This window comes from Pseudobdellovibrio exovorus JSS, assembly GCF_000348725.1.
Taxonomy (GTDB): domain Bacteria; phylum Bdellovibrionota; class Bdellovibrionia; order Bdellovibrionales; family Bdellovibrionaceae; genus Pseudobdellovibrio; species Pseudobdellovibrio exovorus.
On sequence record NC_020813.1, the window covers coordinates 125,433 to 144,784 of the forward strand.

Below are 19,352 nucleotides of genomic sequence, written 5' to 3' on the forward strand. Positions count from 1 at the left end.
CAACTAGATAGTTAAGATTGATTTCTCTTTTTCATCAGCGATTTGGTCGATTTTTTTGATCGAATCGTCAGTGATTTTTTGGATATCAGCTTCGGCTTTTTTAGCTTCATCTTCGCTGACAACTTTGTCTTTCAAAGCTTTTTTAACTTCTTCGTTGGCATCACGACGAGCCAAACGAACAGCAACGCGCGAGTCTTCAGCGATTTTTTTAACTTGTTTTGCTAAATCTTTGCGGCGCTCTTCAGTTAAATCAGGAACTTTTAAGCGGATAACTTTACCATCGTTAATTGGAGCCATGCCGATATCTGATTTTACGATAGCCTGTTCGATTTCTTTTAAAACAGAGCTTTCCCATGGCGCGATTAAGAAAGTTTTCGCATCTGGAGTTGATACAGAAGCCACTTGATTAAGAGGGGCTAACTGTCCGTAGTAACTAACGCGGATAGAATCTAACATTGAAACTTGAGCTTTACCGGTACGAACTTTTTTTAGTTCTTCACCTAAGCCAACGATAACTTTATCCATTTTAGTTTGTGCTGTTGTTTTAGCTTGGTCTAACATGGTTTCTCCTTCTTCAGGTCAAAAAGATATAATAGTTATTAAACGATTTATTGTACTATTGTGCCAATATTTTCGCCTTGTACAGCTTTCAGGATGTTACCTGGCTTTGCAAGGTCAAAAGTCATAATTGGCAGTTTATTGTCCATACAAAGGCTGATGGCAGTTGAATCCATCACCTGTAAACCTTGGTTCAACACATCGATGTAGCTGATTTTATCATAGCGTTTTGCATCGGCATGTTTCGCAGGGTCTTTATCGTAGATACCATCTACTTTCGTTGCTTTCATTAAAACTTCAGCGTTGATTTCCATTGCGCGAAGTGAAGCCGCGGTATCAGTTGTGAAATAAGGATTTCCAGTTCCTGCAGCAAAAATCACGATGCGGTTCTTTTCAAGGTGGCGAACGGCACGTCGGCGAATGTAAGGTTCAGCAATTTCAGCCATTTCAATTGCTGATTGCACGCGGGTTGGAACTCCAGCTTTTTCAAGAGCATCTTGTAAAGCCAATGAGTTGATACAAGTAGCTAACATTCCCATGTAATCAGAACTCGCGCGATCCATGCCTTGAGCAGAAGCGGCGATTCCGCGGAAGATGTTACCTCCACCGATAACTAAGCCAATTTCGACTCCTGTTTCGTGGGCTAACTTAATGTCTTGTGCAATTTGTTGGATAACTGTGGTGTTAATCCCAGTTCCTTGATTACCGGCAAGAGCTTCTCCGCTCAACTTAAGAAGAATTCTCTTATAAATTGATTTTTTCAAAACCAGCTCCTTTTCGGTAAAAGTTAGAAATAAAAGGAATATAATTTAAGAGCCAAAAAACCAAAAAGGAGTCTTGGCTCTTATCAGAAACAAAAACTCAACTAGTGAGTTTTTGTTTGAGCAGCAACTTCAGCAGCGAAGTCTACTACTTTTTTCTCGATACCAGCGCCTAATTCAAAACGTGTGAAACGTTTGATTGTTAGATCGCCACCAGCTTTTTTAGAAAGCTCTTTAGCGTATGCGCCGATAGTTAAGTCTGGATTTTTAACAAAAGGTTGGTCTAATAAGCAGTTTTCAGCCAAGAACTTACGGATTTGACCTTCAACGATTTTATCAACCATTTCAGCTTTTTTACCTGACTCAAGATTTTTTTGTTTCAGAATTTCTTTTTCTTTAGCAACAACAGTTGCATCCATTTGGTCTTGAGATAAAGCCATTGGATTCATCGCTGCGATATGCAAGCAAACATCAGAAGCTAATGTTTTTGCTTCAGCAGAAGTTGCTGCCGCTGCAGAAGAAGCACCTACTTCAACCATAACGCCGATTTTACCTTCGCCGTGGATGTAAGTGTGTACTAAACCTTCGCCAGTAACAGTGTATTTTTCAGTACGACGGATAACTAAGTTTTCACCGATAGTTGCAATCGCTTCTTTTAAAGAGTCACCTACTGTTTTACCAGCAGAGATTTCTTGTTCTAAAATTGGAGCTGTAGAAGTTGATTTTAGAGCGTGTTGAGTGATTGTGTTAACGAAAGCTTTGAAGCCGTCATTACGAGATACGAAGTCAGTTTCAGAGTTGATTTCAACAACTACAGCAACTTTTCCATCAGTAGCAGCGTTTACTAAACCTTCAGCAGCAACGCGATCAGCTTTTTTCGCGGCAGCAGAAAGTCCTTTAACACGTAGCCATTCAACAGCGGCTTCGAAATCGCCTTTAGACTCTTCTAAAGCCTTTTTGCAATCCATCATACCGGCGCTTGTTTTTTCACGTAATTCTTTAACCATGCTTGCAGAGATAGACATGAGGATCTCCCTTAAGATTGCTCCCGCCGTTGCGGCAGGAGGTTTAAATTTTCTTTTTAATGCGTATAAAGTAAATCGGCGCTATCAGCGCCGATGTGCGGATCAATCTGATTACTCAGCAGAGTCTTCAGCTTTGCCTTCATTCAACTCAGCTTCGATTTCAACTAAGTCTGCAGTTCCGGCAGCAACCAATTTTCTAGTTTTATTAGCTTTAACAACTGCTGGTCCAGCGCTTTTTGCGGGAGCTGCATCAGTTTTAGCACCACGAGCACCACGAGGAGCACGCGCAGGAGCTGCTGCTGTATCTGCTTCTTTTTCTTTAGCTAAGTCAGAACCTTTATCAGTTTGAGTACGTAATTTTTGTTCCCAAACTTTAGCGCCTTCCATGAAAGACTCAGCAACTAGGTTTGTGAATAATTTGATTGAACGAATAGCATCGTCGTTACCTGGAATTGGGTAATCAACTGCTTCAGGATCAGAGTTCGTATCTGCGATAGCTACGATTTTGATACCTAATTTTTTCGCTTCAGCGATAGCAATGTGCTCTTTAGGCATATCAACAACGAACATTACTTTAGGTAATGTCTTCATGTCTTTGATACCTTCAAGGTATTCAGTCAAACGCAATGCTTCGTTATCCAAACCAGCGCGCTCTTTTTTAGTTAACAAGTTGTATTCGCCTTTTTCTTTCATCGCGTCGATTTTACGTAAGCGGTCGATAGAAGCTTTGATTGTTTCGAAGTTAGTTAACATTCCACCTAACCAACGTTTAGTAACGAAGTACTGACCGCAACGTTTAGCTGCTTCTTGGATTGGTTCGATAGCTTGTTTTTTAGTTCCTACGAAGATCGCAGATCCACCTTCAGCAGCGATTTGTTTTACGAAATCAGCAGCTTGGTTAGCGCGAACAACTGTTTTCTGCAAATCGATGATGTGAATACCACCACGAGCTGTGAAAACATAAGGTTTCATTTTTGGGTTCCATCTTTGAGTCTGGTGACCGAAGTGAACGCCTGCATCTAACATTTCTTTCATGGTAACTTGTGCCATGTATATCCTCTTTCTTACTAGTTTGTCCTCCGAAGGGCAGAGCTCGGGCGAGTGGGAAGTGCTTTTATGAGGACTTCAGACACTCTGTTGGGCCGAGATAGCGCGCCTAAAAAATAGGCAACGACCAGTTAAATACCCGTTCGTGTGTTATAGTGCTGAACTGAATAACATAATGGCCCTACGGACGCAAGCGCTACAGTGGGAATCTCGACTGATGAAAGTGGTTTATATGGCCTAAAGAGTGGCCTAAAATGAAAAAGAGCCCTTTCGGACTCTTTTGCTCTGAAAAAATTAGAATTTTCGTTAAAAAATGAGCTTTTTGAGACTATTTTACGAACTTGCGGATCCAGTCCATCTGAGCGGCAACACTGCCGTAGATAGCTTGGCGATCACAGTTCCCGATGGGGTTAGTTCCACGGCTTGTTACACCGACCAATAAGAATGAACCATCTTCTTGGGCTAAGTACGCCGGTCCACCAGAGTCACCATGGCAAGCACCTTTAGTACCACCATAGTTAGAAACCATGAATTCTTTTGCATCAGGGCTGATAGCCAAAGTTTCAATGTCAGAAATTTGTCTTAAAACACCATCGCCTTCAGTCGGAAGAGGGATCACAACTAATTCGCCAGACTCTGGGTCAATACCAATTTTATTCACAAGTGGAGTTGTTACACCATAACCAGCTAAAGTTACGCTTTTGCCTTTTAGATCACTTGTGATGTCAGAAGAAGGAAGCTTCGCCAATTTGAAATCTGCTGGTGCATCTGATCTTAAGAAAACTAAAGCCATATCGTTTTGGCCATCGTAATCAGGATGTAATTCAACACGGCCAACAGGGATCGCTTTTGTCGGAGCATCTTCGGCAGAAATATCTGTTGCGAAAATTGCCAACACACCTTTTAAATCTTCAGAATCAACACAGTGAGCGGCAGTTAAAATAACACGTTTGCTGATCAAGCTGCCTGTACAAATACTCATTCCCACTTCTGGCTTTTCTTCATTGTCATTAGCGGCTTGAGGAAGTGCAGCTTCGCCTTCTTTCGGTGCTTCCGCTGGCGCTTCTTTTTTCTTTTCAGTCAAAGACAGCAAAGCCACGATTCCGTTTGCTTTTTGGAATTCTAAAGTCGATGTGGTGCCACCAACTATATTGGAAGCAATTTGACCATCTTTTGATGAAGATTGATTTCCACAGGCACTTAGCATGGTTACGGAAAGAGCTGCAACTAGCGAGAATTTGAGTTTTTGAGATGTCAACATACGTGCCCCCTTGGCTTTTTTTTGCAAGGCTGTCTTGCGATGGCGACATAAATCGCGCGAATTGAAAAAAAACTCAAAGAAAAGAATGCAATGGCACCCATAAAAAAAACTTATGGGTGCGATCGGGGCTGTAGGGCTGTTAAAATTAAGTTAAGACGTGCGAGTTAAATATCAGCTTCGTTTGAGCTTACATCTTCAGCAAGTGATAGGGTATTTGTTACAAACCCTAAAGCACTTAAAACCAACTGAGCTTGCATCAACGAACCCAACAAGTTGGCATAACGACTGGCTTGTGTTGAAGCAATCCAAAGATTTTCAACTTTTGGAAGGCTTAAGTTCGCATTCAATTTCAAGTCGGCTCCCGAAAGAGCTGGGCTGACAAAAATTCTTTCTTTTTGAACGGAATCAGAGACCTCAGGAAAAGCGCGTTTGATCTGGCGTTTGATTTTTTTCAAAACCAAACCGATATTTTCCGTGTCTTCTGCAGAATCTGAATCTACAAAGCTCATCCACTGTGAAATTTGTCCTGAAGTGGAGCCGTCTTCCGCCGTCACAGCTGGTAAAAAGCGACCGATGCAAGGCCCGATATCGTCGTCAGTTGTGCCATTCAACAGAAACATATTTTCTTTTTCAACAGGAGCTGTATGGAATAGATCTACACAGACGGCTTGCCATGCTGTTGATTTTTTCAGTTTAGCTTTTGCACGCGCATTTAAAACATCATCAGGAATTAAAAGACCTAAATCTTTAATTGGACCGGCAAAGATGAAGTTTTTTGCGTAGAGCTGTTTTGTGCCATTCACCATCACGTGAGTCAGGACAGGTTTTTCAGAATCTAATCCTTCGAAACCGAAACGTGTCACGATAGAGCGAGTTTGGATTTTAGTTTTTAAGCTTTCTACTAAGCTCTGCATCCATTGGTATGGAGTCTGAGTCAAAGTAAACACCTCTTGGCTAAGGAAGTAAGAAAGCTGATCGTAGAACTCAGGGGATTTGTCGCCGAATCCAACAAAGTCTTTGAATCCACTGGCTTCATAAGTTTCAACAGTATTTTCTTTTGATCCAGAAGTGACTGTGTGTCCGAGTAAGTCTTCTAGAAAACCTAAAGCTTGGCGAGAAGCCTCTGTAGCTGGGAAAAATCTAAGACCATTATCTAAACTCTGTCCGTTCAAGTTTGCAGGGCGATTGTCGCCACCAGCTACGTCTTGAGCTTCAAGAATCAGAATGTTTTCAGTTTCTTGCGAAATTTTTTTGGCAATAGTTAATCCAGTAAGACCGCTTCCAATGATGATATAATCGTAGATGTGCATAATTTAACGATGGCTAAGGCTGCGCCGAGTTGCAAGAAAATCTACGTAAAAAAATTAACTAACGCATTTGATCACAAACCGCAAAACAGCTCTGACAGAGGGTTTGAGCCACGTATTGCGGTCTAAAAATCTAGCAATTGTCGGAGATGTTTTATAATAAGCAAAAATAAACTTACGACCAAAAAATGAGCTTTTTAAATTTTGATCGCGATACAATCTTAAAAACTGTACTTCAATAGCAGTTGGAGTTTGAAAAGCAGACGTAGCGATGAAGCAACGAGCGCGTTGTTTCTTTGCATTTGTCATGAAAATTTTGACGATATCGGGGTGCTTGGCCTGCTTCAAAAAGGCCTCCGCTTTTTTCATGATGTCAGGAAACACAGGCGTGTAATTGATAAACTTAGCTAACTGCACAGCTGAGTGCTTTTGGCGGTCCGTGTACTTTTCGCTGGAATCATAGATACGCAATAAGTCCCAGTAAACGCCTGCAATCACAGTTAACTCAGCCGTTTTCGCAGCTTCTTTCAATGCTTCCGGAGTCAGTTGACCCGTCTTACAGTCAAAGACGATTTCCAGTAAGCGCAGATACTTTTCGTAGGTCATGGCCGCTTCGGAATACATGTTGTTGGCCATTAACGAGTGGCCTTTTTTTACAAGCGCAATCCGTGACTGCCAAAGTTTGCCTTTTCTTTCAGAGTTAGCGCGTTCTTGAGCCATCAAGATTCCGCCCGGTCCAAAAGCTTTTTTGCGCAGGGAACTCATACAAGAACGGCAAATTTCATCTGGTAATCGGAATTCAGGATCTAATTCAGATATGCGCTCACGCAACTGAGGCTCAATTGGGAGCAAATCGGAAACATCTAAATTACATTGCGGACATTTAATCGCCATCTGAGGTTGTATTATTTTACAACAAATTCAGCGGGTCAATATCAACAACAACTTTCGCTTGTTTAGGAATCCATTTTGTATCCCCTAACACCTTTCTGACAAATTGATTAAGTGTTCGGGATTGTGCGGATTTTAATAAAAGATGATAGCGGAATTGATTGCGGAGCTTCGCTATAGGAGCGGCTGCGGGGCCGAGAACCTCTATGTCAGCGAAAACAGGAAATTTTTCTTTCAACATCTGTGCACGCAGGCTTAATTGTTGAGCTGTTTGTTGCACTTTGTTTAAATCTGTCGCCTGAATTCTTAATGAAACCACGCGATGAAACGGCGGATAGTTCAACTGCTGACGATTTTGTAGCTCTTGCGTCGCAAAACCTTCGAAATCATGTGCTTGCGCAAAGCGAATGCTGTCGTGTTCCGTGTTGTAAGTTTGAATCACCACTTTTCCCGGCGATTCATCTGCTTTGACATGACGACCCGAGCGCCCACTCATCTGTGTGATTAATTGGAAGCTTCTTTCTGTCGCTCTGAAATCTGGTAAATTGAAACTGATATCTGCTAAAAGAAGTCCGACCAATGTTAAATTAGAAAAATCCAATCCTTTGGCGATCATCTGAGTTCCAATCAGAATATCGATTTCAGATTTTTCCATTTTCTGAACAAGCTCTTCCATGTCTAAGCGCGACGTGATTTCATCGCGATCGGCTCTAGCGATCACTTTGTCAGGAAAAAGACGTTTTAAGTCCTCTTCTACTTTTTCTGTTCCGAGCCCTAAATTGATCAGCTCGCCTTCTTTACAAGACGGACACTGTGTTTTGAAATTTTCATGATAATCACAGTAGTGACAGACCAAGTGGACATTTGCATGTAATGTCAGGCTGATATCGCAGTTAGGACATTCAACACTGTGTCCACAGGAAGGACAGAACACCAACTGCGACATGCCCCGACGATTCAGTAAGAAAGCCACTTGCTCTTTGCGCTCTAAGGCCGCGTGTGTGGCATTCAAAAGTTTTTCAGAAAGCCAGTTTGGTCGTAAAATGTCGACTTTTTCCTGCTCTTTTTCTAAACGCATGTCGATGACTTCGATCTGCGGCAGTGGACGATTGTTCACACGGTTCTTAATCTGATGAAGAACATACTTTCCATCCAAAGCATTCTTCCACGACTCTAAACTTGGCGTTGCCGAACCTAAAATAACACAGCAATTGTTGAAGTGTCCTTGCATGATGGCGCAGTCGCGACCATTGTACTTTAATTTTTCATCCTGCTTGAAGCTGCCTTCATGTTCTTCGTCTACGACAATAAGACCGAGATTTTTCACAGGGCAAAATAGTGCCGAGCGCGCTCCGATCAAGATGCTTTTGCGATCTTCAACAATATCCCACCACTGATTTGTGCGTTCACGATCTGTAAGTTGGGAATGCAGAACGGCGATTTGATCCCCGAAGCGTTCAGCAAAACGCTGAATTAATTGAGGTGTCAGCGAAATCTCGGGCAAAAGAAAGATGCCTTTTTTGCCAGCGGCCAAAGTGCGTGTAAAAAGCTCTAGATAAATTTCTGTCTTACCAGAACCCGTCACGCCGTGAACCAAGTGGGTAGAAAATCCTTTTTCCAAAGGAATAGAATCGACACAATTTTGTTGTTCAACATTTAACTGGTGAGGTGTCCTGTGGGAAACTTCGGGGATAACCGGAGGGCGATTACTCTTGCGCTCTTTTTGTGTTTTGCTTAGTGGTGGAAAACACAAAGACGTTACTTGTCCCAAGGGGTGCAAATAGTAATCGGACATCCATTCGAGCCATTTTAAATGGGCCTCTGGTAAAGACAATGAAGCGAACTCTTCAATGCGTTCGCTGATTGGTTTCAGCTCAAAGCTGCTGACATTTGCGGGGTCTTCATTTTCAACGGCGACCACTACACCTTGAGCTTGACGTTTTCCCAAGGGTACGGAAACGACATCACCACGGCGAACTTGAAATTCAGGATGAGGAAGGTAAGTTAAGCTTTCAGATAAAGGCGCATCGACAGCAACACGTACCGTGAGGCGTTCGCTCATCTAAACCTCTGATAGAAATCCACCACGGCTGGCGGTAAGCCGTTCACTTGCATGTTAGTCGGTTGAGTTAATGTCTCGGGATAAAAATCTTGTAGATTCGATTTTTTCACAGGAGTCACGCTGACAACTTTAATCAAAACAGAGCGACCAGCCCATTCCACTTCTTTGATTTTTGGGTAGTGTAGTTTTCCATATTCTGCGTAATCAGAAAACTCAACTTCGGCTTCACTTGGAAAACGAATTTTCATCAGACGAAAAAAGTCTTGATCGATCCAAACCTGTGGACTTAGCTCCGAAGAGGAAGGTTCGCCCACAGCAAAACTAATGGCTCCACCAGCACGAGACAAACGCACACGCTGAGAAATCCCTAAGTCGCGCAAATAGGAATAATAGGAATCACGAGACTTGATAGCTAGAAAGCGCTCGAAGAAATCCGCATTGACAGGTGTCGATGTGCGGGCGCGTCCTTCAAGATGCATACGGGTTTTGTTGTTATACAAGTATTGAGCTTTAAAGTCTTTGAATTCACCTGTACCTGTTGCGGTCACTTTTAAGTTGCGGTCGCCTTCGATCATCCAGTCTTCGCGAATGATCACTTCTTTTGTGCCATCATGAAAGATCACATTTTGTTGAACAGAGACGATGGAATCACCTGCAATAGAAGAGGCTTTTAACAAAATGGTGTCGAGGGGAAGGATATAAGCAAAAGAAAATGACGAGAAGAGCTGGACTATTGTCAAGAGCACGAATGTTTTCATCTAAAAAATATATCATAATGGAACAAGAAGTTGAGTACTTAAGAATTCACTAACGGAATGTGTTACCATGAAGATGATGAAAAACTTGGCGTGTCGCCGTTGGATATCGGCTCATTTACCCCTAACTGCGTCTGTCTGCCTTTTGCTTTTAGCAGGATGTAATATTCAGCAAGAATCCAGTTTGCTATCGTCTAAGACATCGACCAAAGATGCTGTTACACGCACATTGGATGCAACGCCTTTTGCTTTCGACTTGGCTGTGGACACGATCTCGTACAACTCATGTGTGGGTGTGAACTTAAATCAAAGCGGCATTCATGGAATTAAAATTGGTGTAAGCGAAGGCTTTGTGGATGCCAATGGCAGTGGGGCCGTTAAGGGCGGAATTAAATTGCGCTCGGACTTTTTACAATTTATCGCACAGAATGTTCAGCCGAATTATCCCGCTCCTACAGTGAGCTCATCGCAAATCCAGTATATATTAAAAAATTCAACAGCGAATGCAGATACGTACATTCAATATGCAGTTAGAACAGCCACAGACCTGAGAGTGGTGCCAGACACTATTCAGCCGTCAAACACACCGATGATGGTGCGCGATGGTGTCTACGAGGGTGTTCCCCTTGCCGAGGAACCACTTATTTCGCAGATGACAAAAGATTTGAAGTTCGGTCCGAACAAAACTGTTTTGTCTGAAGGGGCGCGTGTTTACAATATCGGAACATCGACGGCTCCGAAAGCTTTGGAAGCGAGTTTTGGCTATTCGAATATCATTGACGAAACTTTTTCGGCGGATGCCGCTGCCAATGATGGTCAAGGGGCCGCAGAAGAATACTCGGATAAAGTCAGAGCTAAATTTAATACAGGTACCTATTTGCTGACACAGACTTTTGGGAATCCTTTAGCGGCAGATACGACTGGGTCCGATAGCACAGGATTAAACTCACCTAAGCGTAAAGTGGCCACTGATTTAACAAAGGCCTATGGCCGTGGATATCAACTTTCTTTTGTGACTAAAAATGCCGGTTACTCGAGCTGGAGAAAAAACGTTCTGAATACAGTGGTGGAACGAGATCTGGAAACGGGCCAACAAGTAGCAGGTGTTTCGTGGACCTGTGAAAATGTGGTCATTATGAAAACCAACGAATTCAATAATAAAAAAATAGATCAGCCAGCCTGTTCCCAGTTAACGGCGGCAGATTTAACAAACGTCAATGTGGCGAAGCGAGTGAAAAACCTACGCCGTCATTATTCTGAAGCTGACTGGGGCGTGGGGTTTTTCTATCCAAAAAATTCCGCATATAATCCTGCAACACGAACCGCACAGCCACTTTGTATCGTGAATAAGCAAACAGACTGCTATTTGCCGACAACGGGGATTGTTGTGGGTTCTCCATCAGAAGATGTGGGTGTGCAATACGATACGACGCAAGAGTGTTATTTATCACGCGCTCCGAATATGGGTGTGACTTACGTTGGAAACAAAGTGGGTAATGATGCACGTCGCTTGGGTCGCTGTCCGCAGTTTGCAAGCATTTGCATTAGAAGCAGTACAAGCTACTAGTTTTTTAAGTCATCGTCTGTTAGCGTGAATCATGCGAAAAATAATCCTATCATTTATTTGTGCAGTTAGTATTTTTTCAACAAGCACGTCGCTGGCGTATGTTGGCGCGGTTTCAACCGCAACGGGTGGTTCGGGCCGCGGAGCCATGGAGCCTGTTGATGGAGTCCTTCTTAATCCTGCGATTATTTCCGATTTGCCAAAGAAAAATCTTTCCGTGCATTACTCAGATAAAGACTGGGCTTTAACTGTGGCAGATAATGGCAAAGAGGCGTACTTTCCAGCAGCGCTGGTGTTTCGTAGAACAGACATGGACCCGTTAACAACGCAGCAGTTGGGATTGGCTTTTGCGACGCCTCGTTATTATGGGATGACATTTGGTGGAACTATTTCGATGTACGATTACACGCACAAGATCACTCCAGCTCAAGAAGAACAGTACAAAGTGGGCGTCTTGGATTTAGGGATGACGTTGGCGGTGACCTCGAATTTTGGCTTGGGCTTTGTGGCTAAAAAAGTAGGCTCTGGTCAGGCGGATTTGCCCGAAGCGATGCAGGTACAAAAAACGATTTCATTGGGGATGAGCTACACCTATCAGAACTTTGCCCGCCTTAGATTTGATGTGGAGTCGGCTCCTGATAATAAAACAGACAAATTGGTGTATATGATGGGGTTGGAAAACTTCTTAAATGACTGGTTAGTCTTCAGATTGGGTTTCCAGAACAATAATGTGCTCGAAAAGGACTACTTCACAGCCGGGGTGGGCTTTGCGGGGCCTCAGTTTGGTGTCCATTATGCCTATATTAGCAATATAAAGGACAGGACCGAAAATAAGCATCTGATTGACTTGAGTATTCCCTTTTGATAGAAAAGTTAGACTTTTTGCTTAAAATTTAATTAGTGGGGTAAAATATGGCATCTAAAACTAAAAAACTTGAATTCATCCGTACACGTAAAAAAGCGGCTTCTGGCAAAAAAAGAAAAGCTGCTAGCAGAACTAAAGGTACAACTAAAAGCCAAAAAGCATTGTTCGGCGATAAATAGTTGCTAGATTCTGTTTAAGGGTTTTCCCGCATCGTGGAAACAAGGTGCGAAAAAAAAGACCAGCATCCTAGGAGCTGGTCTTTTTTATTTTTTAAGACGATCTATTCAAATTCTGTTTATTAAGCTTCTTCGACAAGTCCTTCAGGCATTCTGCCCGCACGGATATCACTGGCAAGAGCTTGATGTTCCGGACAGCCGATGATTTCAAGAGCCTCTTCATAAGGGCGAGGATCAGGCGTTAGAATTTTAATCTTTTTCACATCTAGAATTTTTTGGTGGCTCTGCTCAAGGTCGGCGCGGTTGAGTTGTCCTTGTGCTACTGCTGTGACTAAGCTTTCGATGGCCATCGGCGGAGACTCTGGCTCGTTACAGTATAACAAGAGGTCATTACCTGCTTGCATTGCACGTACAGGGATTTGTTCGCGGTCGTAGTGTTTGGCCAAAGCTTTCATATCCAGATCATCTGTGATGATCAGACCTTTGTATTTCAACTCATCACGTAGCATTTTCTTCAAGAAAGTTTCAGATAAAGTCACAGGCCAATCGGGATCGACATTTTTAAATAAAATGTGAGCGGTCATCACCATATCGACACGACTGCGCAAAGCTTTGCGGAAGGGAACTAGCTCGACATCATTAAGGCGGTCCAGATTGGCTTCTTCCACAGGAAGTTCTTCGTGTGAATCGGCAATGGTGTGGCCATGACCAGGGAAGTGCTTCGCGCAGGATAAAACACCGGATTTGATATAACCACGTACAAGCGCTGAAGCCATTTTTTCAACTTGATAAGGATCGCTACTGACAGCGCGGTCACCGATCACCGTGTTTTCAGGATTCGTGTAAACATCTATACACGGGGCAAAGTCCAAGTTGATACCGACGGATAATAATTCAGAGCCCATACGTTGAGTAAAATGAAAAGCGACAGTTGGTGCATCTAGATCGCCGATTTTTTTCAAAGGTGGCCATTGGGTGAAAGGTGGTTTCAGGCGATGAACGCGCCCGCCTTCCATATCAATCCCAATAAATAAAGGGGCTTTGTCAGCCATCTGGTGACGTAGGGATTGTATTTCCGCGCACAGATCACGAATCTGTTTGGGCTCAATGCAGTTGCGTGCGAAAAGCACTACGCCGGAAATATTGTTTTCGACAATAAACTTTTTTTCTTCTGATGTTAATGTGGCGCCAGAAACGCCAATCAACATATGCTGTCCAATCAATTGATGCATATTCATAGTGATTACTTACCTTTTGCGTGAAGTGGATTAGTTGTTCCTGCAGGAGTGTTTCCGAAGATTTTTTCAAGAGTGCCGGCTGGAAGTTTAATTCCCGCTAAAGCTTCATCTTTATTTTTAACAAGTTCGCTTTCGATCATTGTGCCGGGCGTATTCGCCGAGATCACTTCACCTTTTGTTGTGACCAAGTTGTCGTAGTCAGAACCCGCAAAGCGGTTATTGATTTTCAACAGTTGCTGAGTTCCTTGAGTCACCATTTTTTTATCGACAGAAACAGTTCCTGTCATCACCACGGGTCCTTCTTCTGTAATGGCCGAGTAATCAAACTTTGTATCTGTTTTTAAACCGGATTTACTTTTTAGCATGATGTAGTAAAGAGCTGACGAAAGAAAAACACCTTTTGGTACTGTTTCATTTACTTTTATTGTTTTTCCATCTTCGACTACAGAGCCAGTCATCTTTTGATTTTTAATGGTCACATTGATTGTTTTTGTTTTTTTATCTCCGGCGGCTAGATAGTTCACACTTAAAGGTGCTAATTCAGGATCAGAGACCGCTTGATAGGATTCTGTCATATCAAAACCTTCCTTAGCTAATTTGATAAAGCTTGTGGTTTTGAAGTTATTTGTTTGCTTATCAATTTCGTGGCGAAGGACTAAAAATCCGATGTGTTTTTTAAACTGCGTGACTTTGTAGTAGCCTTCGAACAGAACTTCGGCACTGGCGTGCAAAGTGAAAAAAAGAGTAAAGATAAGAACGAAGACGGATTTCAATTGATTCATGCTGGACTTCCTTATGAAAAATAGTGCTCGAAAGATTTTATTTTAAAGAACTCGGGACCCCTGTTCAATGGACAGAAAGGGGTGTCTCAACTTAAGTCGGGTGTAGAGGAAAAAATACTCTTGGATGACAGTACAGTGTTGTTTGCAGGGCAAATCGGTTTAAAATAGAGTTTCTAGAGATAGCTTGGTTTTAGGGGAAGAAAAAATGAACGTCGTTGACCAAACGAAATCGACTCAATCGGAATCGAAAGCGCGAGCTTCGCGCTTCGTGCTGACACGTCGAAATCAAAAAGGTCAGATGGCGATATTTGTGGCGCTGATTTTTCAGGTGATCTTTGTTTTCTTTGCTTTACTCATCAATGTTGGGCTGCTGATACACCATAAAATTAATTTACAACAGTCAGCGGACCTAGCTGCTTACTATGGTGCCATGAAGCAGGCTGAAGTTATGAATGCCATGGCCCACATTAATTTTCAAATTCGCCAAAACTGGAAACTGCTCACATGGCGCTACCGAATTCTGGGAACGTTTGGGTTTCAAGGGGCTGGTTCCGGATCACAGAATTTCCCTTTTGAACTTCTACCTGGGGGAGGATTTCAGTTTCGCGCTCGTACCGATGGGACTATAAATGGCCTTCAATGTGGCGATGGCTTAGGAGTGCAAGACATTCCGTTTTTTTGCGTGGGACATCCCGGCTTTTCAGGGTGGCCAGGAAATGAATCCGTTTGTCGTGTAAATTGTGAGACTTTTGGTGAAGCTCGAAAAATTGATAGAATTCCAAAAGCAGGTGATGCGATTACTCCTGGGGGCGGAAATTTCTCTCGTGCAGCAAATGCATTCATTGCTCAAGCCAATCTGTCCAATGACACTCGCTGTGAAAATTTAGGGAAGTATGGCGCGATTACATTGGCGCGGTTTATGGCCAGTTATATTTATGAAAATCGCTACAGAACAAAAACAATAGAGATGCTAGCAAAAAATCTTTCTTTGCCAACGAATGAAATTCGAGACATAGAGGGTGAGCTAATTCTGGATGGCGTTAAAACGACATTTAAGAATAATTTAACCGAGGCGAATCTGACGGGGTTAAATAATGATGTAGATAATAAGCTCGCAACATGGACAGGTCTTGGCAGTGGCGACCAATGTAAATTTAATGACGGGTTTTCTGGAAAAGAATTTTTAAAGCGGATCGAATTTGATTATATCAATTATTTTATTCATAACTGCCTCTCGTCAACGTTAGGTGGAGCCGCAGGTAGTTGGCAGTATAAGCCAGAGCCTGTCTATGGAGATGATCAAGGAATGGGGCCTGCTTTTGCTGGTGTACCACAAGAAGTTAAAGATATAGCTGCGACTTTATTGGGTGGCGGTGGAGCTGGAAAACAAAACCTACACACAGTCGGGTTCGAAAAAAATCCATATTGTGTCGAGTACTATGCGGTGAAAGCGACCACTGAACCGAACATTCCTTTCTTACCACTAAAGAAAATTAAGCTGCATGCGACAGCCGTGGCGAAACCATTTGGTGGTTCAATAGGTCCATCTTATGGACAGACATGGCAGCCGGGCGCTGAGCAATCGGCGATTATTGAAGACCCCGAACAAAATGTTCGCGTGGACAATACGTTGCCCTTCAGGCGAATCAATGGCGCAGAAGGTGTGAATGACATTAAACGAAGTGTTTACTATCAACCTAATTTCGCTTTGTTTGTCGGTGACCGAAAAGGCGTCCGAGACAATCGTTATATAGCAGCTTATCATGCAGCCTTAGCTGTTAGAAATATTGGTGGACCTACACCTGTGCAAAGTTTTACACCTAATCCCAATAACTCTGGTAAGTACGAAAATAGTCCTAGCGGTTGGCCTTCTTTAACAGAGGACTGGAGGGGAATTGATGATCCTGAATCTAATGCGCGACCATACGATTCATTGGCAGGCCTAGATAGGGGAACTCGTTACCTTGAAATCAGTGCTATTGCTCCGAATCAGTTTGATTTGACATTTTATTCGATAGATCCGGACTTCTATAATAACTATTACAAAAAACTGTACAAGGGCTTTGAAAAAATAAGAAATACGACAGGTATTGGCCCTGATAATCGCGATCAATTGCGCGGAGACTTTGGAAATCGTGATATCGATCCTAACTTAACTACATCGCAAGTTGCAGATACAAAAGCATTCTCGGTGAAGGATCAAATTTTAATAAAGAATATTATTTTTAATGAGAGTGTCCCAGGTGGGGCGCCTTATGGAAGATACTCGGAAATTTTTAAATTTTTAGCATCAGTGCAATCTTCGTTACTGACCGGATGGACATTCTTAAACTTTTCTGACTATGAAACATTTCCAGACAGGCCTGTGGACACCGAAAACAACACGATGAGCTTTGGGCAATGTAATAATGCATGGAACAACACGCAGTCTGCATTGTCCTCTAATACATCAGAAGATCATTTTAAAAACCCAACTCATGAAGGGTTGCCTCCGGTTGCAGGGAACTGTGTTACAGGTGGACGTACAGGATACTCAGTTAAAATTGTTTCTCCATTGGTACTCAAACAAGGTAATGGCGGCGCCTTTTTAGAGAACCCGCTGCCATCTAGCTTTTTGAACTTCTAAAAACTTTATCCTTGAAAATACATCGTCTCATAATGAGTGTCTCAAACTGACAAACTTAAGCTTTCTAGACCTACAGCCGATAAGAAAACATAGGGGGGTTTCATGCGAATCCAAAATCTCTTATTGCTATCTGTTTTGGTAAGCCTGACCGCAACTGTATTTGAAGCGAATGCTCAGACTGTACAAATACCACCACAACCATTTACAGCTGTAGATGCGTGCCGCAGTTTTTACTTTGCAACACAAGCCCCCACAGCAAAGCCAACTGACCCTAGCAATATATTGGCGGCTAATAGATTCTGTTATTCATCGACGCAGATCATGTCAGCAACTGTTCCGGGATTTTGTGCTATTCAAAAACATTTAGGATTAACCACGAGCAATGAATGTACATCAATAAGTTCGATGACCGTGGCCGATCAAGAAGCGTTGGTTGCAGTTAAAAGAGTGCAACAACAAGCTGAGTCAGCACGAGTTTTAGCGGCAAATACAGCTGCAAATGCAGCCGCTACGGCGACTGTAACAGGTACTACATCTGGAACAACAGGAACAACAGCTACGGCATCAGGCAACTCTGGCAGTGGTATGAATGCGCAAAATGCGCTGCAAATGATGCAGTTAATGGCGATGTATAATAACAACAATAATAATGACAGTGGTCGAAGTTCGAACAGAGATTCTGGTGACCGCAATACAACGAATGACGATAGATTTGTAGAGACTTCTAATAATGATATCAGCAGCAATGATGAAAGCAGAAGACAAAATAGTGATGGTGGTAGTCGCACCCGTTTAGATAGAGATGGCTCTGGCAGAGATAGCTCGAGAAATAGCGTACGACGAGAGAACCGCGATAGCGACAGTGGAGATGTTGAGGTAGCTGGTGATGCAGGAGGTTCAGACAGAGCTCCTGCCAGCGGAAATCTTGAAGGCACAGTGGACCAGCAACAAGAAGTAGCAGAGGCCGCTTTTAGTAAAAACTGTCTAGATAAAGCGACCTGCAACTCCAAAAAAGTGAATATGGATAGTAAGCAGGACATCCCGGATAAAGAATATGACAAGATTGTAAAAGAAAAAGCGAAGACTATTGAAAATGCGGAAAGTAGTGTAGAGGCCTTAGCTACGTCACTATCGACTTGTGCTCCAACCTCTTCGGGTAAAATGACGGCGTTGGCAAAAAAAATTAAAATTTATCATTCATCGAGAGACTCGTGTGGTCAAGCAGCGAAAAGAGCGGAATTTCTTTGTGTTGAAAGTCCCGGTGCAAAAAATGCAAAGCTGATTATGGATGTTGCAGGACCTGCATTGGCCATTGTGAACTCAACGCAGAAAATTTGTTCTGGAAGTGCTCAAGTGACAGATGCGGCCAGCAAAATTTTGATGTTTGCTAAAGGTGCGTGTGTGGCATCGAAAGTGCTGTGCGATACGACATGTACTTCTGCAGCTACAAAACTAGACGTTATTGGTACTGAGATGAAAAGCCTATCTAAGGCGGCAGAGGCAGAGATAAAACTAGTAATTTCAGAATCACTGGGTGCTATGTCTACGACATGTACACCTTTGTATCAACAGCTAACTCAAACAGACCAATTTGTCGGTCAAGTCGTTTCGCAAGAAAAGCAAGTGGCATCTGAAGGAGTAACCGCGAATCTAGTAGCTCGCTGTGAAAATAAAATGAATGAAGTTTTGAGCTTCGGTGTGAATATCGCATCGACATTGGTGGCTCGCGATAAAGCTCGTGAATGTGCTCGTCAAACAGCGATGGACGGCGTTGGTGGTGAAGCTGTGACTTTGGCGGCTTACTGTGAGCAGCAAGCCAATGCTCAAACAGAGGTTTGTCAGTGTCAGATGAACCCACAAAAAGAAGGTTGTGCGGGAGCCATTGCGACGTTCAATGCTGAAAATACAGATTTAGAATCAGATTTAGCGGGAACGAATATCCGTAATGGTGCGGGTCTATCGAACTTCGCTGGCGCGGGAGTTCCAAAAGGAGCTTCAAATATTGATCTATCAGGAGTTGGTGGCAATGGTTCTGGTTCTAATACTGCGGCTGATTTATTAAAAACAAACAGCACCGGTGGCGGAGCACCTACATCTGTAATGGGTAGTAGTGGTGATGCTGGTGGTGGATACGGCGGTGGTTCTAATGCTGCTGCTTCCAATGCAGAAGCTGCTAAAAAAGAAGATGACAAAAATAAACTGAGCTTCGGTGGCGCAGCGGTTTCAGGGGTGCAATCGCTAGGTACTGGACGTGCAGGTACAGGTAATGGAGCTTTGACCAATCAACAAAAAGAAGCGGCTCAAAGAAAATTGGCTTCGGACCAAAGAAGTCGCGAAATCAGTACGGCTTCAGGGAAGTCAAACTGGGAAAAAGTACGCGAGCGCTACATCATGCAGACAAGCTCGTTTTTGGTTGGACAGTAAGTAATTAAAA

Annotated in this window: 15 protein-coding genes and 1 pseudogene; 5 read left to right on the top strand and 11 right to left on the bottom strand. The window is 43.0% G+C overall.

The features are described from left to right. Window positions 1-3 precede the first annotated feature (3 nt). The 9 genes and pseudogenes from frr to A11Q_RS00695 form a co-directional block, all read right to left on the bottom strand. Window positions 4-561, bottom strand: coding sequence for a ribosome recycling factor (gene frr, locus A11Q_RS00655; protein ID WP_015468843.1), 558 nt, complete (start codon window positions 559-561; stop codon window positions 4-6). Between the two features lie 47 nt (window positions 562-608). Continuing rightward, entirely contained in the window at window positions 609-1,322 is a 714-nt protein-coding gene (pyrH, locus tag A11Q_RS00660) for a UMP kinase (RefSeq protein WP_015468844.1), read from the bottom strand. A 101-nt stretch (window positions 1,323-1,423) separates the two neighbouring features. Then, window positions 1,424-2,344 (bottom strand): translation elongation factor Ts, encoded by a 921-nt coding sequence (gene tsf / locus A11Q_RS00665; RefSeq protein ID WP_015468845.1) that lies wholly within the window; start codon window positions 2,342-2,344, stop codon window positions 1,424-1,426. A gap of 378 nt (window positions 2,345-2,722) precedes the next feature. Then, a pseudogene (rpsB, locus tag A11Q_RS00670) lies at window positions 2,723-3,394 on the bottom strand (30S ribosomal protein S2); the annotation flags it as partial. A 325-nt stretch (window positions 3,395-3,719) separates the two neighbouring features. After that, a complete protein-coding gene (locus A11Q_RS00675; protein ID WP_015468847.1) occupies window positions 3,720-4,652 on the bottom strand; it encodes a S1 family peptidase in 933 nt (310 codons plus the stop codon). A gap of 164 nt (window positions 4,653-4,816) precedes the next feature. After that, window positions 4,817-5,962 (bottom strand): NAD(P)-binding protein, encoded by a 1,146-nt coding sequence (locus A11Q_RS00680; protein WP_015468848.1) that lies wholly within the window; start codon window positions 5,960-5,962, stop codon window positions 4,817-4,819. A gap of 54 nt (window positions 5,963-6,016) precedes the next feature. Continuing rightward, window positions 6,017-6,853 carry a CFI-box-CTERM domain-containing protein gene (locus A11Q_RS00685; protein ID WP_015468849.1) on the bottom strand — a complete coding sequence of 279 codons (837 nt, stop codon included), beginning with the start codon at window positions 6,851-6,853 and terminating at the stop codon, window positions 6,017-6,019. Window positions 6,854-6,869: 16 nt separating this feature from the next. Beyond that, the gene (priA, locus tag A11Q_RS00690; protein ID WP_015468850.1) at window positions 6,870-8,912 is read right to left on the bottom strand and encodes a replication restart helicase PriA; all 2,043 of its coding nucleotides are present in this window, start codon (window positions 8,910-8,912) and stop codon (window positions 6,870-6,872) included. Further along, the gene (locus A11Q_RS00695) at window positions 8,909-9,658 is read right to left on the bottom strand and encodes a hypothetical protein (protein WP_041575001.1); all 750 of its coding nucleotides are present in this window, start codon (window positions 9,656-9,658) and stop codon (window positions 8,909-8,911) included. The genes priA and A11Q_RS00695 overlap by 4 nt, the downstream gene beginning before the upstream one ends. 79 nt (window positions 9,659-9,737) lie before the next feature. On the opposite strand from A11Q_RS00695, the gene A11Q_RS00700 reads away from it, so the two are divergent. Genes A11Q_RS00700 through A11Q_RS14000 form a run of 3 tightly spaced genes read left to right on the top strand, consistent with a single transcriptional unit; the run spans window position 9,738 to window position 12,275 of the window. Then, window positions 9,738-11,234: a hypothetical protein gene (locus A11Q_RS00700; RefSeq protein ID WP_015468852.1), complete on the top strand. Its 1,497-nt coding sequence runs from the start codon at window positions 9,738-9,740 to the stop codon at window positions 11,232-11,234. A 31-nt stretch (window positions 11,235-11,265) separates the two neighbouring features. Continuing rightward, the gene (locus A11Q_RS00705; RefSeq protein ID WP_015468853.1) at window positions 11,266-12,096 is read left to right on the top strand and encodes a hypothetical protein; all 831 of its coding nucleotides are present in this window, start codon (window positions 11,266-11,268) and stop codon (window positions 12,094-12,096) included. Window positions 12,097-12,143: 47 nt separating this feature from the next. Further along, the gene (locus A11Q_RS14000) at window positions 12,144-12,275 is read left to right on the top strand and encodes a hypothetical protein (RefSeq protein ID WP_015468854.1); all 132 of its coding nucleotides are present in this window, start codon (window positions 12,144-12,146) and stop codon (window positions 12,273-12,275) included. A gap of 119 nt (window positions 12,276-12,394) precedes the next feature. On the opposite strand, the gene nagZ is transcribed toward A11Q_RS14000, so the two are convergent. Together nagZ and A11Q_RS00715 are read right to left on the bottom strand one after the other, a co-directional pair. Beyond that, the gene (gene nagZ / locus A11Q_RS00710) at window positions 12,395-13,510 is read right to left on the bottom strand and encodes a beta-N-acetylhexosaminidase (RefSeq protein ID WP_015468855.1); all 1,116 of its coding nucleotides are present in this window, start codon (window positions 13,508-13,510) and stop codon (window positions 12,395-12,397) included. Window positions 13,511-13,515: 5 nt separating this feature from the next. Further along, window positions 13,516-14,292, bottom strand: a complete 777-nt coding sequence (locus tag A11Q_RS00715; RefSeq protein ID WP_015468856.1) for a hypothetical protein — start codon at window positions 14,290-14,292, stop codon at window positions 13,516-13,518. A 205-nt stretch (window positions 14,293-14,497) separates the two neighbouring features. Here A11Q_RS00715 and A11Q_RS00720 point away from each other — a divergent pair, with 205 nt between their 5' ends. Continuing rightward, a complete protein-coding gene (locus A11Q_RS00720; protein WP_015468857.1) occupies window positions 14,498-16,918 on the top strand; it encodes a TadE/TadG family type IV pilus assembly protein in 2,421 nt (806 codons plus the stop codon). Between the two features lie 102 nt (window positions 16,919-17,020). Then, window positions 17,021-19,342, top strand: a complete 2,322-nt coding sequence (locus A11Q_RS00725) for an SNUT3/LISCH7 family protein (RefSeq protein WP_015468858.1) — start codon at window positions 17,021-17,023, stop codon at window positions 19,340-19,342. The last annotated feature ends 10 nt before the right edge of the window (window positions 19,343-19,352 follow it).

What these genes read in the sequence shown, in the direction of transcription:
- A11Q_RS00720 (WP_015468857.1), top strand. Translation starts at nt 14,498, where the DNA reads ATGAACGTCGTTGACCAAACGAAATCGACTCAATCGGAATCGAAAGCG.
- A11Q_RS00705 (WP_015468853.1), top strand. Translation starts at nt 11,266, where the DNA reads ATGCGAAAAATAATCCTATCATTTATTTGTGCAGTTAGTATTTTTTCA.
- tsf (WP_015468845.1), bottom strand. Translation starts at nt 2,344, where the DNA reads ATGTCTATCTCTGCAAGCATGGTTAAAGAATTACGTGAAAAAACAAGC.
- A11Q_RS00715 (WP_015468856.1), bottom strand. Translation starts at nt 14,292, where the DNA reads ATGAATCAATTGAAATCCGTCTTCGTTCTTATCTTTACTCTTTTTTTC.
- priA (WP_015468850.1), bottom strand. Translation starts at nt 8,912, where the DNA reads ATGAGCGAACGCCTCACGGTACGTGTTGCTGTCGATGCGCCTTTATCT.
- A11Q_RS00700 (WP_015468852.1), top strand. Translation starts at nt 9,738, where the DNA reads ATGAAGATGATGAAAAACTTGGCGTGTCGCCGTTGGATATCGGCTCAT.
- frr (WP_015468843.1), bottom strand. Translation starts at nt 561, where the DNA reads ATGTTAGACCAAGCTAAAACAACAGCACAAACTAAAATGGATAAAGTT.
- A11Q_RS00680 (WP_015468848.1), bottom strand. Translation starts at nt 5,962, where the DNA reads ATGCACATCTACGATTATATCATCATTGGAAGCGGTCTTACTGGATTA.
- A11Q_RS14000 (WP_015468854.1), top strand. Translation starts at nt 12,144, where the DNA reads ATGGCATCTAAAACTAAAAAACTTGAATTCATCCGTACACGTAAAAAA.
- A11Q_RS00675 (WP_015468847.1), bottom strand. Translation starts at nt 4,652, where the DNA reads ATGTTGACATCTCAAAAACTCAAATTCTCGCTAGTTGCAGCTCTTTCC.
- A11Q_RS00725 (WP_015468858.1), top strand. Translation starts at nt 17,021, where the DNA reads ATGCGAATCCAAAATCTCTTATTGCTATCTGTTTTGGTAAGCCTGACC.
- A11Q_RS00685 (WP_015468849.1), bottom strand. Translation starts at nt 6,853, where the DNA reads ATGGCGATTAAATGTCCGCAATGTAATTTAGATGTTTCCGATTTGCTC.
- nagZ (WP_015468855.1), bottom strand. Translation starts at nt 13,510, where the DNA reads ATGAATATGCATCAATTGATTGGACAGCATATGTTGATTGGCGTTTCT.